The 16,163-nt window shown below is 63.7% G+C and carries 7 protein-coding genes; 5 read left to right on the top strand and 2 right to left on the bottom strand.

The window, feature by feature from the left end:
- Position 1: 1 nt before the first annotated feature.
- Positions 2–2,149, bottom strand: a complete 2,148-nt coding sequence (locus AWB80_RS11120; protein WP_061174954.1) for a serine/threonine-protein kinase — start codon at positions 2,147–2,149, stop codon at positions 2–4.
- A 404-nt stretch (positions 2,150–2,553) separates the two neighbouring features.
- Between AWB80_RS11120 and AWB80_RS11115 the strand changes: the two genes are divergently transcribed.
- Positions 2,554–2,769 carry a hypothetical protein gene (locus AWB80_RS11115; protein WP_061174719.1) on the top strand — a complete coding sequence of 72 codons (216 nt, stop codon included), beginning with the start codon at positions 2,554–2,556 and terminating at the stop codon, positions 2,767–2,769.
- Between the two features lie 11 nt (positions 2,770–2,780).
- Here AWB80_RS11115 and AWB80_RS11110 read toward each other — a convergent pair whose 3' ends face one another.
- The gene (locus AWB80_RS11110) at positions 2,781–7,160 is read right to left on the bottom strand and encodes an Lhr family helicase (protein WP_061174718.1); all 4,380 of its coding nucleotides are present in this window, start codon (positions 7,158–7,160) and stop codon (positions 2,781–2,783) included.
- A 171-nt stretch (positions 7,161–7,331) separates the two neighbouring features.
- Here AWB80_RS11110 and AWB80_RS11105 point away from each other — a divergent pair, with 171 nt between their 5' ends.
- The 4 genes from AWB80_RS11105 to AWB80_RS11090 all read left to right on the top strand — a co-directional run bounded on the left by AWB80_RS11105 (position 7,332) and on the right by AWB80_RS11090 (position 15,965).
- Positions 7,332–8,621 carry a hypothetical protein gene (locus AWB80_RS11105; RefSeq protein WP_061174717.1) on the top strand — a complete coding sequence of 430 codons (1,290 nt, stop codon included), beginning with the start codon at positions 7,332–7,334 and terminating at the stop codon, positions 8,619–8,621.
- A 176-nt stretch (positions 8,622–8,797) separates the two neighbouring features.
- Entirely contained in the window at positions 8,798–11,197 is a 2,400-nt protein-coding gene (locus AWB80_RS11100) for a phosphoketolase family protein (RefSeq protein WP_061174716.1), read from the top strand.
- Positions 11,198–11,522: 325 nt separating this feature from the next.
- The gene (locus tag AWB80_RS11095) at positions 11,523–13,385 is read left to right on the top strand and encodes a filamentous hemagglutinin N-terminal domain-containing protein (RefSeq protein ID WP_160147431.1); all 1,863 of its coding nucleotides are present in this window, start codon (positions 11,523–11,525) and stop codon (positions 13,383–13,385) included.
- 423 nt (positions 13,386–13,808) lie between these two features.
- Entirely contained in the window at positions 13,809–15,965 is a 2,157-nt protein-coding gene (locus AWB80_RS11090) for a two-partner secretion domain-containing protein (RefSeq protein ID WP_143328012.1), read from the top strand.
- Positions 15,966–16,163 lie beyond the last annotated feature (198 nt).

Genomic DNA, 16,163 nt, shown 5'->3' with positions numbered 1-16,163 from the left:
GCTATTTCCTGGCTTGCGTGGTGATCTGGAAGATATCGACGGCCACGTGGTCGCGGCCGTATTTGCCCGCGAGCGCCGCAAGGCGCTTTTCGACGGCGCGCAGATATTCCGGTTTGGCCTCGCTGTCGGGGCGCGGCGTATCGAAGAGCGGCGCGGGCGCGACCGTCAGCACGATCATCTCCGAGCCGAACGGCTTGCCGACGACCCAATCGCCCATCGTGCCGATGGTCGCCGTGTAGTTCGCCGGCGCCTGGTTATCGCGCGAGCGCGCATTGGGCACGAGATGCACCACGCTGCCGTCGAGCATGAAGTAGTCGACGTAGACGTAGGACTCGAACGCGGGCGTCATCAGATCGACGATCAGCGGATCGCCTTCGGTGAGGTGCGTCGCGCGCGAACGCGTGTGCACCGACGCGGGCCTGCCCAACTGCCGGTTGGCCGTCCAGAAGGGGCCGAACACCTTCAGCAGATCGCACTTGTCGTCGGCAATTTGCTGCACGCCGAAGTTCGTCGTCTTCACGCCGGGCACGCGGCCGAGCGCTTCCTTGAGCCGCGCCTGACCGTATTTCTGCGACACGAAACCCTGCACGTCGACGGTCTGATCATGCACCGACGCGACGAGCGCCGAGCACGGCACACTCGCGAGCACGGGCGTGACGGCGGCCATCGTGAGTTCGGGAACGGGCGTGGCGGGCACCGCGGGCGTAACGGCCACCGTGGAAACGGGCGCTGCCGCGGCTCCGGGCGTATGCGGCGTGACCGCGCCCGTGGCGCTCCCTTCGGACGGCCGCGCCGACGCCTCGTGCGCGGTTTCCTCGCCGCCTTTCGACTGGTCGTAGAAGTAGTAGCCCCCGCCCGCGATCAGCAGCGCCGCGACCGCCGCCACGCCGATCGCGATCTTCGGCCCGGCGCTCTTCTTCGCCTTGCGGCCTGCTGGCGATGTGGCGTGCTCCTCGCTGATCTCATCGAGAAATTGCGCGACCGCCGGCGTGCGCGCCTCGCGCTCGAACGCGAGCGCTGCCTTCAGCGCTTTCCACTGCTTGCTGCCGAGATTCTCCGGACGCTGCGGCTTCATGCCCGCGCTTCTCGCCTGCAACGCGGGCACGCGGTCGAACGGGTGTTTTCCCGTCAGCAGCTCATAGGTGATGCAGGCGAGCGCGTAGATATCGTCGCGCGGATCGGGCTCGCGATGCTCCATCATCTCCGGGCTCGCGTAGGCGGGCGTCATCGCGCCGAGGCTGCCGGGATCGAACACGGTCGCCTCGGATTCCTCCTCGGGACGCTGAATCACGCGCGAAATGCCGAAATCGATCACCTTCACTTCCGACGTGTCCGTCAGAAACACGTTGGGGGGCTTGAAATCGCAGTGCACGAAACCGCGCTCGTGTGCGTAGGCGAGCGCGTTGGCCATGCCCTTGAAGATCGGGAAGACTTCCGGGAACGGCATGCCCTTGAAATTCGGGTTCCGAAGCAATCGCGAGAGCGGCTGTCCGGACAGATATTCCATGGTCAGATAGACGACCTGACCGTCGCGATCGAAATCGTAGACGGTCACGATGTTCCGGTGCGCGAGCTGCTGCGCCTTGCGCGCCTCGCGCTGCAACGCGATCAGCGAGTTCGGATTGCCGCGGAACTGAAGATTGAGCACCTTGATGGCGACATACGGACGCCGGTCCGATGCTTCCAGCTTGCGCAGATCGAGCGCCTTGTACACGGTGCCCATGCCGCCGATGCCGAGACACTCTTCCAGCACGAAGCGGCTGTTGAGCGTGTCGCCGACGCCCTTCATCTTCTGATTGTGATCGACGATGACCTGAGTCGCCTGGCTGCCGGTGCCGCTGCTCGGGTCGCGCGACGCCGGTGGCGCGAAGCCCGGCGAGGTTTGCAGGCGCGTTTCGTCGAGGTTCACGGGGCCGGTGGCGGAATCGGCTTCGGAACGCATGCGCGCCCCATGCTCGATGCGGCGGCGGATGGCGGCATAGATGTCGGGCGGCAATGGTCGCGCCGCGTGCTCCTCTTCGAGGATCTCCATGAGTCGCTTGGCCGGAGTCTGTTCGGTCGCCAGGGCGCCGTCCACTCCCGCAAAGAACTCGTCGCGCGACCCGCCGTCGCCCTTATATGTACGAATCGCTTGCGCAAAACTTGTCATCTGTGCGACGCGACGCGGCTCCAAATCGATCGACAACTCACTTGTCGTAACAAAACCCCGGTGCTCGTTCGATACTAGCCTCCGCATGAAGCTTTCGCAAATGGCGTTTTCGATCATGAGCGGTATCGCGCACATGTCGTTCGGAGACCGACACATCGGTCCGAAGTGTTGGCGGGACGATGGCTAAGTCATTCGCCGACGCGCGATCCCGATCGAATAAAACGCAGATAAATCATGGCATTGCGACGTTTCTTCCATCCACAGGCCGGCTGGCACGCGTTTCGCATGATCTGGCGCGAACGTCTTTGCGGCAGAAGGCATGCGCCTTTTGCCGCCATTGGCGTTTTCCGACCGTTGCATGGGTCTATACTCAACCGCGACTCCCCACACTCTGGAGGAAGCTCATGGCCGTCATCAAGATCAGGGATCTCGCCGACAGCGTCGAACTCGACCGGCAGGCGATGCATACGATAATCGGCGGCGCGCGCGACGGCTTGCGTGCGACGTTTCGCATCCGTCCGGCTTCGGCCACGAACCGTGTCGTCGATTATCCCGGCGTGCCGGTGAAGGACGTGCCTGCCGCACGGACCGGACCCTTCACGACCAAAATCGTGAAATAACCCTCGCTGTTTCAATGGCGCGCCGGCACGCCGGCGCCCGTCATTCCGCCTGCAACCGAAGTCCCGAGCGAACGCGCCGTGCGCTTGACGAGCGCCAGACGCACGCGTTCACGCCCTTCTCCTTCGACATCGCCGAAATAGCGCGTCTTGCCCGCGATCACCGCGCCGACCGGCACGCCGTCGAGATACAGCACGCGATTGCCCGCGAGCGCCGGTACTTTCTCGCCCGGCAGCAGCGTGCCGACGAGATTGAGCGGATCGACCGCCGAGAGCGCCACGAGCACGCCGTCCTTCGGTCGCTTGCGCATGTCGCGCAACAGCGGCACCGCGTCGGGCAGCGCGAACTGTTCGCCGGCCAGCCCGGCGACGAAGCGGCCGCCGCGAATCTCGCCGCGCGCCTCCAGCCGGTGATACACGCGCAGCAGCTCGCGCCACGGCGGCAGCCATTGCGCCTCGCGCTCCAACAGGCGCCAGAACACGACGCCATAGCGCCGCAGCAGCGTCAGCGCGACGTGCTCGATGTCGATGTCTCCGCGTGCGTCGTCGTGCTTCGCGCGCCGCAGGAGCGCCCAGCGTCCGGCATCGTCCATGCCTCCGATGAACAGGCCGCCGCGCCTCGGCCGACGCGCAAAGGCGTTGCGTTTCGCCGCCGGCGCGAGCAGGGCGCGCAGGCCCGCGAAACTATCCGCATTGACGAGCCCGAGCGACACCAGTTCGCCGAGCGCATCTTCGAGCTCGGTGCGCAGCAGACGCGCATCCGCGAGCAGTTCGTCGAAGAACATTGCGCCGTGGGTGTTCAGCGCGTCGAAGACACGCTCGGCGCGCGACGAGAGGCGCGGCGCTTCATCGGCGGACATGAGCGCGTTCCACGCTTCGAGATGACGGCGCGGCAGCAGCACGATCGGCGTGCCGCGCACCGGGCCGCCCGCCGCGCGCGAACGTCCCGCGGGGCGCGTCCACACGAGCTTGCCCGCGCGGCAGAGCTCGTCGAGCCAGCTCCCCGAATAGTCGGCGATGCGCGCCGGCAGAATCTCGTCCTCCCACGCGACGGCCGGCGCCTCGAAGCCTTCGAGCTGTTCGAGCACGGCGCCGAGCGCGTCGCGGCCTTCGCCGTGCGCGCCGGGCGCGGCGCGCTGCCATTCGAGCAGGAAGCGCATGAAATCCTGCCGCTCGACCGGTTCGATTTCACGACGCAGCCGCCGCACCGTATAGCGATGAATCCGCGCGAGCAGATGCCGCTCGCACCATTCCTCGGCTGGCGCGCCCGGCGTGAACCGTCCGCGCATCACATAGCCTTGCGTTTCGAGGCGCGTCAATGCGAGCGCGATCGCCGACGCCGGCAGCGCGAGCGGCCGCGCGATCTCCGGCACCGTCAGCGGCCCGAAGCCCGACAAACGCGCGCGCACGATTTCGACGAGCGCGTCGTCGGGCGCCCAGGCTTGATCGAAGCCGGACGGTGGTTGCAGCGGCGGATGCATCGGCGCGTGCTCGTAGACGGCGCGCACGCACGCGAGCCGCTCGACGGGCGTCCAAAGCGCATCGTGCTCCGCAATCTGCAGACGCGTCGCGCGGCCCGATTGCGCCAGGGCGTCGAGCCACGCCATCCATTGCGGACAGCGCTGCGCTTCCGCTTCGGCGATGCAGGCGAGTCCCGTCAGCGCCTCGTGCATTTCATCGGCGCTCGTGACGTCGGGCCACGCTTCCTCGCGCACGCTCGTGATGGCTTCGGGATCGAGCGCGCCCAAATCGTCCGCCGATTGCGGATCGGTCCAGCGGCGCGCGAGCACGGCCTGCGTGCGGCGCTCTTCGAGCGGCGCATCGTCGAGGAATGCATATGGCTTCGCCGACAGGATTTCGGCGGCGAGCGGCGACGGCGCGGGCAGTTCGCGCGTGACGAGCCGCATATCGCCCGCTTCGATGCGTCGCAGCAGCGCGAGCCAGCCGTCGCTGTCCATCGCGTCGTGCAGGCAATCGTCGATGGTTTGCTCGACGAGCGGATGCGCCGGCACGTCGCGCTCGCCCGCGAGGTTTTCGGCGCACGCGACCTGATCCGGAAACACCGCCGCGAGCAGATCCTCGCTTTTCATGCGCTGCAGTTGCGGCGCGACCTTGCGCCCGCCGGTGTAGCGCGGCAGCGCGAGCGCGTTGGTCGCGTTCCAGCGCCAGCGCACGCCGAACAGCGGCGCATCGAGCAAGGCCTGAATCAGCACGTGTTCCGCCGTCGCCGATTTCAGATAACGCCAGACCTCGTCGAGCGCGAAGCTGTGGCTGCCCGTCAGCGACAGCACGATTGCGTCCTCGGTCGCGGCCGCCTGCAATTCGAAATTGAACGTGCGGCAAAAGCGCTTGCGCAGCGCGAGACCCCACGCGCGGTTCACGCGACTGCCGAACGGCGCGTGGATGACGAGCTGCGTGCCGCCGGATTCGTCGAAGAAGCGCTCCATGACGAGCGTGTCCTGCGTCGGCAGCACGGAGAGCGCGGCGCGCGAACGCGCCAGATAATCGACGATCTGCCGCGCCGCTTCCACGCCGACGCCGCACGATTCCGCAAGCCATTCGACGGTTTCGTCGACGCCGCCCTGCGCGAGCCGCGTGTCGATCTTGCCGCGCAGCCGCGCGATCGCGTGAGAAAGCTCGTCACTGCGGCCCGGCGCTTCACCGAGCCAGAACGGGATGTTCGGCGGCTGGCCGTTCGCGTTCTCGACGCGCACGCGCCCGCCTTCCACGCGCATGATCCGGTACGAGGTATTGCCGAGCTGGAAGATATCGCCGGCGATGCTCTCGACGGCGAAATCCTCGTTCACCGTGCCGATCTGCAAGCCCTGCGGTTCGAGGATCACGGCGAAATCGGCGTTGTCGGGGATCGCGCCGCCCGAGGTCACCGCCGTCAGCTTGCCGCCGCGCCGGCCGCGCAGCGTGCGCGAGACGGCATCGCGATGCACATACGCGGCGCGCACGCCCTGACGTCCCGTGTAGCCTTCAGCGAGGGTGCGCAGCACGGCGTCGTAATGCGCGCGGTCGAGCGTCGCGTATGGATATGCGCGCGTGATGCGCTCGAAAAGTTCGTCCTCGCCCCATTCGCGGCACGCGACTTCGGCGGTGATCTGCTGCGCGAGCACGTCGAGCGGCGCGCGCGGGATGGTCAGCGCGTCGAGCTCGCCGCGCCGCACGCAGTCGAGCAGCGCCACGCATTCGATCAGATCGTCGCGCGAGGTCGGAAAGAGCCTGCCTTTCGGCACGCCGCCGACCTGATGCCCCGAGCGCCCGACGCGCTGCAAAAACCCGCCGATCGAGCCGGGCGAACCGATCTGGCAGACGAGATCGACATCGCCGATATCGATGCCCAGTTCCAGCGAAGCCGTCGCGATCAACACGCGCAATTCGCCGCGCTTCAGGCGCTGCTCCGCCTCCAGCCGATGCTCGCGCGCGAGGCTGCCGTGATGTGCCGCGACGGCCTCCTTGCCGAGACGCTCGGTCAGATGCCGCGCCGCGCGCTCGGCCATGCGCCGCGTGTTGACGAAGACGAGCGTCGTGCGATGCTGCGCGGACAGTTCGGCGAGCCGGTCGTAGACGCGCTCCCACATGTCGTTCGACATGATCGCTTCGAGCGGCATCGGCGGGATTTCGAGCGCGAGATCGCGCGCGCGGACGTGGCCGACATCGACGATCTCGCACGAATCGCCCTCGTTGCCCCCGCCGACGAGAAACTTCGCGACGAGTTCGACAGGCTTTTGCGTCGCCGACAGGCCGACGCGCACCGGACGCCGCCCGCCCGCGTCCTCGCACAGCGCGTCGAGCCGCGCGAGCGACAGGCTCAGGTGCGAGCCGCGCTTGCTGCCCGCGACGGCGTGAATTTCGTCGACGATCACGGTGCGCGTGGTCGAAAGCATCGCGCGGCCCGAATCGGAGCAAAGCAGCACGTAGAGCGATTCCGGCGTCGTCACGAGAATATGCGGCGGGCGCTTCTTCACCGCGTTGCGTTCCTGCTGCGTCGTGTCGCCGGTGCGCACGGCCGCGCGAATCTCGGGTGCGGCCACGCCGGCATCCCGCAGCGTCTGCGCGATGCCCGCGAGCGGCGCCTCCAGATTCACATGAATGTCGTTCGACAGCGCCTTCAGCGGCGACACGTACACGACGCGCGTCTCGTCCGGCAGCGTCCCGCCGAGCGCGATGCCATCGCGCACGAGTTCGTCGATGGCCGCGAGAAACGCGGTAAGCGTCTTGCCCGAACCCGTCGGCGCGGCGACGAGCGTCGAGCGCCGCGCGTGGACGAGCGGCCACGCGCGCGCCTGCGCGGCGGTCGGCGCGGCGAAGCGCGCACGGAACCAGCCGGCGACGGCGGGATGGAAGCCCTCCAGGGCGTCAGTCGCGGGAGCGGATTTTCGGGTCATTCGACATTCTATGAGCGCAAGCGAAACGACGTATTGCATGCGGTTTTCGGACAGTTCCCATCTGAACAATGCGTGGTTCCGGCGATGCTTAGCGGTTCGCCCGTCTGGACGTGCTTCCGCGCGTCGACGCGGCGCCTGTCGAAGCGCAATTTCCATTCACCCGCAGCTCTCATGATCGTCATCAGCCTTCTGTTCGACCGCGCGCGCGCCGCGCTTATCAACCATCGCCACTATGCGCGCGAGCACGCTTACCGGCACGTCGAGATCGACCTTTCCGATCTGTCCGGCACCAGCAACGAAATCCGCTGGGTCTACAAGTACGAAACGCTCCTGCGCCAACTCGAACAGGCCCAATCCAATGAAATCGTGATGCTGCTGAGCGAGAACGCAGCCATTCTGCGGTCCATTCCCCTGCCCGACCTCATGGCGGGCCGCGACTGGCTCCTTACTTGCAGCGATTCCGATTTGCCGCAAACCGACGTCCTCATGTTCCGTAACACGCAGGCGGTCCGTGAGAAGGTCGCGGATCTCGTCAGGCGTTGCCGTTTCGGCGTCGTGCTGCCGGAACGCGAGGGGGAACTACTGCATGCTTTCGACGCGTGTCCGCAACAGCATCGCATCGACGATGTGTGTGTCGTCATTCCGGCCGCGACCAACCTCGAAAGCGCCTGGGCGAAGTGGCAGGCGTTCTCCGTGAGCATCGCCGACGAAAAGCAGCATCGGCGGTTTCGCACGGCGCTCATCGAGCACATCAACGAATGCCAGATTCGTGGCCTACCCTATCTGACGCTGACAGACACCGGCGTGCGCGAAAGTGAAACGCACAGCGTTTACCAGCCGCACCGGCCGATCGCGGTCGTCACGCTCTACACACCGAACGTCGCGTGTTACGGACGTATCGCGGAGGCGAACTTCAGGCGCTACTGCGAGCGTCGGGGCTACACGCTTTACGTCCATCGCGACATTCCGGCGCGTCTGAACGACGGCAAGACCGCCGGCAACTGGTTCAAGGCCGCGCTGCTGCGCGAGTACCTGCCGAATCATCAATGGGTATTCTGGATCGACGCCGATGTCCTCATCAACGACATGAACCAGCGGCTCGAACCGTTCACGCACGGGCGCGAAGCCGTGCTCGCGCGCGATATGGGAGACTGGACTTTCAATTCCGGCATCATGGGCTTTCAGTGCAATCAGCAAAACTATGACGCGTTTGCGCGCGTGATCGACGAGTGCGCGAAGCTGGAAGACAAGTCCGGTGTCTACGCGAGTCGCGGCGATCAGCACTACTTCGTTCGCGCGTTCGAAGCGTTGCCGGATTTGCAGGTGTCGACGTTCATCGACATCAACACGCCGTGGATCTACCGCCGTCCGGACAGCTTCATGGTCCACTATGTCGGCATGTGGTACGACAACCGCGCGCTGCTGATGGACTACGACCTCCGCCAAAGCGCGATGGAGTGACGCACCCGGCTCATTGATCGCAGGATCGCCGATAAGATATTCCGCTGCGCGTCGCGCGCGTGCGCTGCAACCAAAACGCCACAAACACCTCCGATCATTGACACACGCGCGGGATCCGATCCCGCGCGCCCGCCCGCACGACGCTCGACCAATCCTCTCACTCGAAGGAGAAGCAATTGAACGACGACGTCACCGCCACGACCGCCCCGCAGACCCCACTCGACCCCGATCTCCTCGCCAGAATCGATGCCTACTGGCGCGCCTGCAACTATCTCTCGGTCGGCATGATCTACCTGCGCGCGAATCCGCTGCTGCGCGAGCCGCTCCAGTCCGGGCACATCAAGCGGCGTCTGCTCGGCCATTGGGGTTCGGACCCGGGCCAGTCGTTCGTGTGGGTGCATCTGAACCGGCTGATCCGGCGCGACGATCTCAACGTGCTGTTCGTTTCCGGTCCGGGCCACGGCGCGCCCGCGACGCTCGCCAACTCCTGGCTCGAAGGCCATTACTCGGAAATCTATCCCGACCGCAGCGCCGACGAGCGCGGCATGCTCAGGCTGTTTCGCGCGTTTTCGTCGCCGGGCGGGATCGGCTCGCATTGCACGCCGGAGACGCCGGGATCGATTCACGAAGGTGGCGAGCTCGGCTATAGCCTGTCACACGCGTTCGGCGCGGCGTTCGACAATCCCGATCTGATCGTCGCGACGGTCGTCGGCGACGGCGAGGCGGAAACCGGCCCGCTCGCCACGTCGTGGCACTCGAACAAGTTCCTCAATCCCGCGACCGACGGCGCGGTGCTGCCGATCCTTCATCTCAACGGCTACAAGATCGCCAATCCGACGATCCTCGCGCGCATTCCGCACGACGAACTCGAAGCGCTCTTCAAGGGCTACGGCTACGCGCCGCATTTCGTCGAAGGCGACGAGCCCGAGGCGATGCACCAGCGCATGGCCGCGACGCTCGAACGCTGCATCGCCGATATCCGCGCGATCCAGGCGAACGCGCGCGCGAATCCGGGCAACGTGACGCGCCCGCGCTGGCCGATGATCGTCCTGCGCACGCCGAAAGGCTGGACCGGGCCGAAGGAAGTCGATGGTCACAAGGTCGAAGATTTCTGGCGTTCGCATCAGGTGCCGATCGCCGATCCCGCCAGTAACCATCGCAACCTCGCGTTGCTGGAAAAATGGCTGCGCAGCTATCGGCCCGAAGCCTTGTTCGATGAAGACGGCCGCCTGATCGAATCGTTGCGCGCGCTCGCGCCCGAGGGCACGCGGCGCATCAGCGCGAATCCGCACGCAAACGGCGGGTTGCTGCGGCAATCGCTCGACATGCCCGACATCCGCGATTACGCGTTCGAGTTCAAGCGCGCCGCGAGCGTCTATCAGTCGCCGACCGCCGTGCTCGCCACCTTTCTGCGCGACGTGATCCGCCGCAACATGACGAGCTTCCGGCTCTTCGGACCGGACGAAACCGCGAGCAACAAGCTCGATGGCGTGTACGAAGCATCGGGCAAGCGCTGGCTCGGGCAGACGCTGCCCGAAGACGCGGACGGCGGCGCGTTGTCCATCGATGGTCGCGTGATGGAGATGCTCTCCGAACACACGCTCGAAGGCTGGTTCGAAGGTTACGTGCTGACGGGCCGCCACGGCCTGTTCGCGACTTACGAAGCCTTCGTGCACGTGATCGACTCGATGTTCAACCAGCACGCGAAGTGGCTCGAAAAGGCCAAGACCGAACTCGACTGGCGCAAACCGGTGCCGTCGATCAATCTGCTCATCACGTCGCTCGTGTGGCGGCAGGATCACAACGGCTTTACGCATCAGGACCCCGGCTTTCTCGATGTCGTCACGAACAAGAGTCCGGGCGTCGTGCGCATCTATCTGCCGCCGGACGCGAACTGCCTGCTGAGCGTCGCGGACCATTGCCTGCGCTCGCATGATTACGTCAATGTGATCGTCGCGGATAAACAGCCGCATTTGCAGTATCTGAGCATGCGCGACGCCATCGTGCATTGCGCGAAGGGCATCGGCATCTGGGATTGGGCGTCGACCGATCAGGGCCAGGAACCGGACGTCGTGATCGCGTGCGCGGGCGATATCGCCACGATGGAAGCGCTCGCCGCCGTCGAAATCCTCAAGGCGAACTGCGCCGATCTGAAGATCCGTTTCGTCAACGTCGTCGATCTGTTCAGGCTATTGCCGGACACGGAGCATCCGCATGGACTCTCGCATCGCGATTTCGATTCGATCTTCACGCGCGACAAGCCGGTGATCTTCAACTTCCATTCGTACCCGACGCTCGTGCACAAGCTCACCTACAACCGCACGAATCACGAAAACATGCACGTGCACGGCTATCGCGAGCGCGGCAACATCAACACGCCCTTCGAGCTCGCGATCATCAACGGCGTGGACCGCTATACGCTCGCCATCGACGTGATCGACCGGGTCTCGCGCATTGCGGGCAGCAGCGCGCATACGAAGGAATGGCTCAAGAATCAGATCATCGAGAGCGTGCGGTATGCGCATGAGGAAGGCATCGATCGCGATGAGATTCGTGAGTGGACGTGGAAGGAGTGATCCTCATCGCGCGCTTGCGGGCTTGAAACGCGTCACGACCGAAGTGGAAAGAACGGCCGGACGGCATTGCCGTCGGCCGGAATCCGAACAAAACCATTCAGGTAAATTTTAGCCTTATTTGTTGTTATTTGAGGTTTATCCGGATTGGTTAATAAATAAGAATATACGCGCGCGGGATCATTACGCTTCCCTCTAGAATCTTTCATGTCGCTTGCATGAAAGCCGCGCTAACTGCTTCTGCAAGTGAGGCCTAACGGTACTTCATCAAGCGGCCTCTAAAAACATCGTTATCCTTAATACCACTATGAAAAAAAACGAAAGGCAAATGAACCTGCGCAAGAGACCGGCACAACGGCATGCTTTCCGTCTTGCAATCATTCCTTCCCTGATGATTGCGGTCATGAGTTGCTCGGGCAATGCGCTGGCGGTGCAAGGCGGCGTGGTGGCGGCGGGCGCCGGCAGCATCAGCACGAACGGCGGCAATACGACCATCTCGCAACAGAGCGACAAGATGGTCGTCAACTGGAAAAACTTCGACATCGCGAAGAACCAGTCGGTGACGTTCAGTCAGCCCACCGCGAGTTCCGCTGTGCTGAACCGCGTCACGTCCTCGGATCCGACGCAGATCAACGGCGCACTCACCGCGAACGGGCGCGTGTTCGTCGTCAATCCCTCTGGTGTGATGTTCGGCAAGGCCGCGAAGGTGGATGTCGGCAGTCTGGTGGCATCCACGCTGGATATGGACGACAAGCAGTTCATGGAGGGCGGCCGGAGCTATGGCACGAACGGCGCGCGGGCTCTAGTCCTTGACGGTATCGGCGGCAACGGCGTCGTTTCCAACGAAGGTGACATTCACGCGACTGAAACCGTCGCGCTGCTCGGGAGTCAGGCGATCAACCGCGGCACGATTCGCGCGAAGGACGTCACGCTCGGCGCGGCAGACAGTGTGTCGATGGAAACCGCCGGCTCCGGATTCACAGTCAGTATCGGCCGGGCGGCGCGCAATGCGTTGGCCGCCAACTACGGCGATATCTCCGTGCGGGGCGGCAATATCGAACTCAACGCAGCGGCTGCGGGCGCCGTCCTGGCAACGGTGGTAAAGAACACCGGAACACTGGAGGCGACCGTCGCGGTACCCGACCATCAAGGCGGGGTCATGCTGAACGCGCAAGGCGGCGACATCAGTACGGGGCGAATAACGGCAGACGGCGGTATTTACGTAGGCAGCAGTGACAACGTCACGGTCAGCGGTCCCTTGACGGGGTATTCCGTCGTGGTGGGCGGGGGGCGTGACGTCACGATCAACGCGCCGATCGCGGCACCCCAACTCGTGAACGTCTCCGCAGGTTCCGGAAATGCGGGCGATCTGGTCCAGAACGCGAACATTTCCGGAGACGGTGTCTTCCTAATTGGCGGGAACATCTTCCAGGCAGATGGCGTGAAGACCACCGGCACGAGTCAGGTGGTCCTCACCTCGTTTCCCGGAAGCGATGCTGGCGGAAAGATCGTGGCTTCAAACCTCAGCAGCAACATGGTCTACGTCTCGGGCGGCGACGTCGAGTTGAACGGCAAGGTGAAGGGCGACTACTCGGTAGGCGTCTCCGCAAGCTCCCTCCGTGCTGAAGACATCAGCGGCGAATACATCTACCTCTCTGCTGACAAGGCTCTTACGACCGGCGCCATCAAAGGCGACACCGTCAACATCTGGGGCGGAGACGTCACATTGAACGGCGATGTGAAGGCGAAGAACGACATCTACGTCAACGCATATGGCAAGCACGCTGAATGCGAAACGTCGACCTCGTGCGTCTACGTGACCGATGGCGGAACGTGGGGATTCTCCGGCGGCTCCATCACCCAGAACGGCAAGATCGTCAGCGACGAGGGCAGCGTTGCGTTGCACGCCGACGGCGCGCTCACCCAGACCGCGCTTGCTAAAACAAAGGCGGCCTTTGACGTCCAACTGGATTCGTTCACCGCGTCTGTCGGCGACATTACGGCAGGCCGCGAGATCGCGATCAACTTCAACCCGGATGCCGTCCGTAACACGTACGGCGACGCGGTAGCGATGCCTGCCGTGACCACGCAGCTCAACGGTAAGTTGAAGGCACCCACGATCCTGGTTCCGGAAGACACGCAGAACCTGGCGGGCAACACTGTCGGTTACGTGGCCAAGATCCCGCTCTGAACGGGGTGGAGTGTTGACGGACCGGGCATAGCTCATCGCAGCGGCCGTTGCGCTCGATAGTCAAGCCAGCCGGACCACAAGGCGAGGGGGAGGCGTGTATCGCCTCCCCTTTTGTTTGCGGTCACTTCCCTTCTCATTTCCGTGGCACGACCGCGATGAGATTCGTGAGTGGACGTGGAAGGGGTGATCACATAGCGGATGCTCGCGCCTGAAACGAACGGTGGGCGAAGAAAAAACACATCGGCAGGCGCGTTGCTCGTGACCGGAGAAAATACAACTACTCGAATCAATTTTCGCCTATTTAGTTGCGAATTGAGGTTTATCTGGAATGCTTAATAAATAGGAAGTTTCCAGACAAAGATCAATCGCGCTCCACCTAAAATCTTTCATGCCGCTTGCAGAATTGCCGCGCGGAATATTGAAGTGAAAGGACCAAAAGGCGTTCTGCAAGAGGCCTCTGAAAACATCGTTATTCTTAATATCACTATGAACCATAACGAAAAACATTTGGAAGATCGAAAGAAATCGAATCGGCGACAGGTTTTCCGTCTCGCGGTGATCCCCTCCCTGCTGGCCGCGGTCATCGGTTACTCGGGCAGCGCTCTGGCGGTGCAAGGCGGCGTGGTGGCGGCGGGCACCGGCAGCATCAGCACTAACGCCGGCAATACGACCATCTCGCAACAGAGCGACAAGATGGTCGTCAACTGGAAAAATTTCGACATCGCGAAGAACCAGTCCGTGACGTTCAATCAGCCCACCGCGAGTTCCGCTGTGCTGAACCGCGTCACGTCCTCGGATCCGACGCAGATCAACGGCGCCCTCACCGCGAACGGGCGCGTGTTCGTCGTCAATCCGTCCGGCGTGATGTTCGGCAAGACCGCGAAGGTGGATGTCGGCAGTCTGGTGGCATCCACGCTGGATACCGACGACAAGCAGTTCATGGAAGGCGGCAAGCTGTACGGCGCCAACGGCGCGCGGGCTCTAGTCCTTGACGGTATCGGCGGCAACGGCGTCGTTTCCAACGAAGGTGACATTCACGCGACTGAAACCGTCGCCCTGCTCGGCAGTCAGGCGATCAACCGCGGCACGATTCGCGCGAAGGACGTCACGCTCGGCGCGGCAGACGGCATGGCGATGGAGACCGCCGGTTCCGGATTCAAGGTCAGTGTCGGTCGGGCGGCGCGCAATGCGTTGGCCGCCAACTACGGCGATATCTCCGTGCGGGGCGGCAACGTCGAACTCAGTGCCGCGGCCACGGGCGCCGTGCTTGCAACGGTGGTGAAAAACACCGGAAAGCTCGAGGCGACCCGGGCGGAAAGCGGCGAAGGCGGATCCGTCATCCTGAATTCGCAACAAGATGGCAATATCAGCGTCGGCGGCCGCGTAACGGCGGATGGCGATATCTCGATCGTATCGGAGCCGCTGTTCAAAGTCCCTCCATATTTGGACGGGACCAGCGGGTATAGCTCTTACGGGATGGACAACTCGCACGGCATCACAGTCGCAAGCAACGCAACGCTGAACTCGTCGCAAGGCGCAGTGCGGATCTTCACGCAGAGCGGAGATGTTCTGCTGAATGGTCGCGTGAATGCCGGTGGATATGGCCTGCTGGATGTCTACGGTAATAACATCACGGTCAACGATCTCATCAGTGGGACCAACATCAACCTCGGCGGAAACCACGATGTCACGATCAATGCTCCGATCAAGGCAGCCAATGTGCTGTCAGTCGGCGCAGGTTGGGACGGCTCGGGTGACCTCATCCAGAACGCGAACCTGTCAGGGGACGGCGTTATTTTGGGTGGGCGGAACATCTTTCAAGCGGATGGCGTGAAGACGACCGCAAAGAGCCTTTTGTCCCTCATCGCGCTTCCCGGCGGTGAAGGTGACGGGAAGATCGTGGCGGCGAACCTTAACGGCAGCCAGGTCTACGTCACGGGTGGCGATGTTACGTTGGGCGGCACAGTGAAAGGCGACTACGAGGTAGGCGTCTTAGCGAACTCCCTCAAGACGGCAGACATCAACGGCGGGAGAATCCTCATCACTGCCGATAACGCCGTCACGAACGGAAACATCAGAGGCGACTCCGTGGATATCGTTGGCGGTGATTTCACATTGAACGGCGATGTGAAGGCGAAGAACGACGTCAACGTCTATGCAATTGGCAAGCAGGCTGAGTGCGATGTGTCGACCTCGTGCGTCTACGTGACCGATGGCGGAACGTGGGGATTCTCCGGCGGTTCCATCACCCAGAACGGCAAGATCGTGAGCGACGAGGGCAGCGTTGCGTTGCACGCCGACGGCGCGCTCACTCAGACCGCGCTTGCTAAAACGAAGGCGGCCTTTGACGTCCAACTGGATTCGTTCACCGCGTCTGTCGGCGACATCACGGCAGGCCGCGAGATCGCGATCAACTTCAACCCGGATGCCGTCCGTAACACGTACGGCGACGCGGTAGCGATGCCTGCCGTGACCACGCAGGTCAACGGCAAGTTGAAGGCGCCCGTGATCCTGGTTCCGGAGGACACGCAGAACCTGGCGGGCAACACGGTCGGTTACGTGGCCACGACCCCGCTCTGAACGGGCTCGAGCGTGACGGACCGGGCATAGCCCATCACATCGGCCGTTGCGCTCGATAGTCAAGCCAGCCGGACCGCAAGGCGAAGGGGGAGGCGAATATCGCCTCCCCTTTTGTTTGCAGTCACTTCCTTTCTCATCTCCGTGGCACGCGTTCGATCGCGTCCACCGACACCACCTCATCGCATTGCATCTTGAAAG

Source organism: Caballeronia pedi (genome assembly GCF_001544915.2).
Classification (GTDB): domain Bacteria; phylum Pseudomonadota; class Gammaproteobacteria; order Burkholderiales; family Burkholderiaceae; genus Caballeronia; species Caballeronia pedi.
The sequence above is the reverse complement of the archived record's forward strand: the minus strand, read 5'-3'. Positions and strand labels throughout refer to the sequence as shown.

Coding starts and splice junctions, on each gene's coding strand:
- AWB80_RS11095 (WP_160147431.1), top strand. CDS start 11,523: ATGAACCTGCGCAAGAGACCGGCACAACGGCATGCTTTCCGTCTTGCA.
- AWB80_RS11115 (WP_061174719.1), top strand. CDS start 2,554: ATGGCCGTCATCAAGATCAGGGATCTCGCCGACAGCGTCGAACTCGAC.
- AWB80_RS11105 (WP_061174717.1), top strand. CDS start 7,332: ATGATCGTCATCAGCCTTCTGTTCGACCGCGCGCGCGCCGCGCTTATC.
- AWB80_RS11120 (WP_061174954.1), bottom strand. CDS start 2,149: ATGACAAGTTTTGCGCAAGCGATTCGTACATATAAGGGCGACGGCGGG.
- AWB80_RS11110 (WP_061174718.1), bottom strand. CDS start 7,160: ATGACCCGAAAATCCGCTCCCGCGACTGACGCCCTGGAGGGCTTCCAT.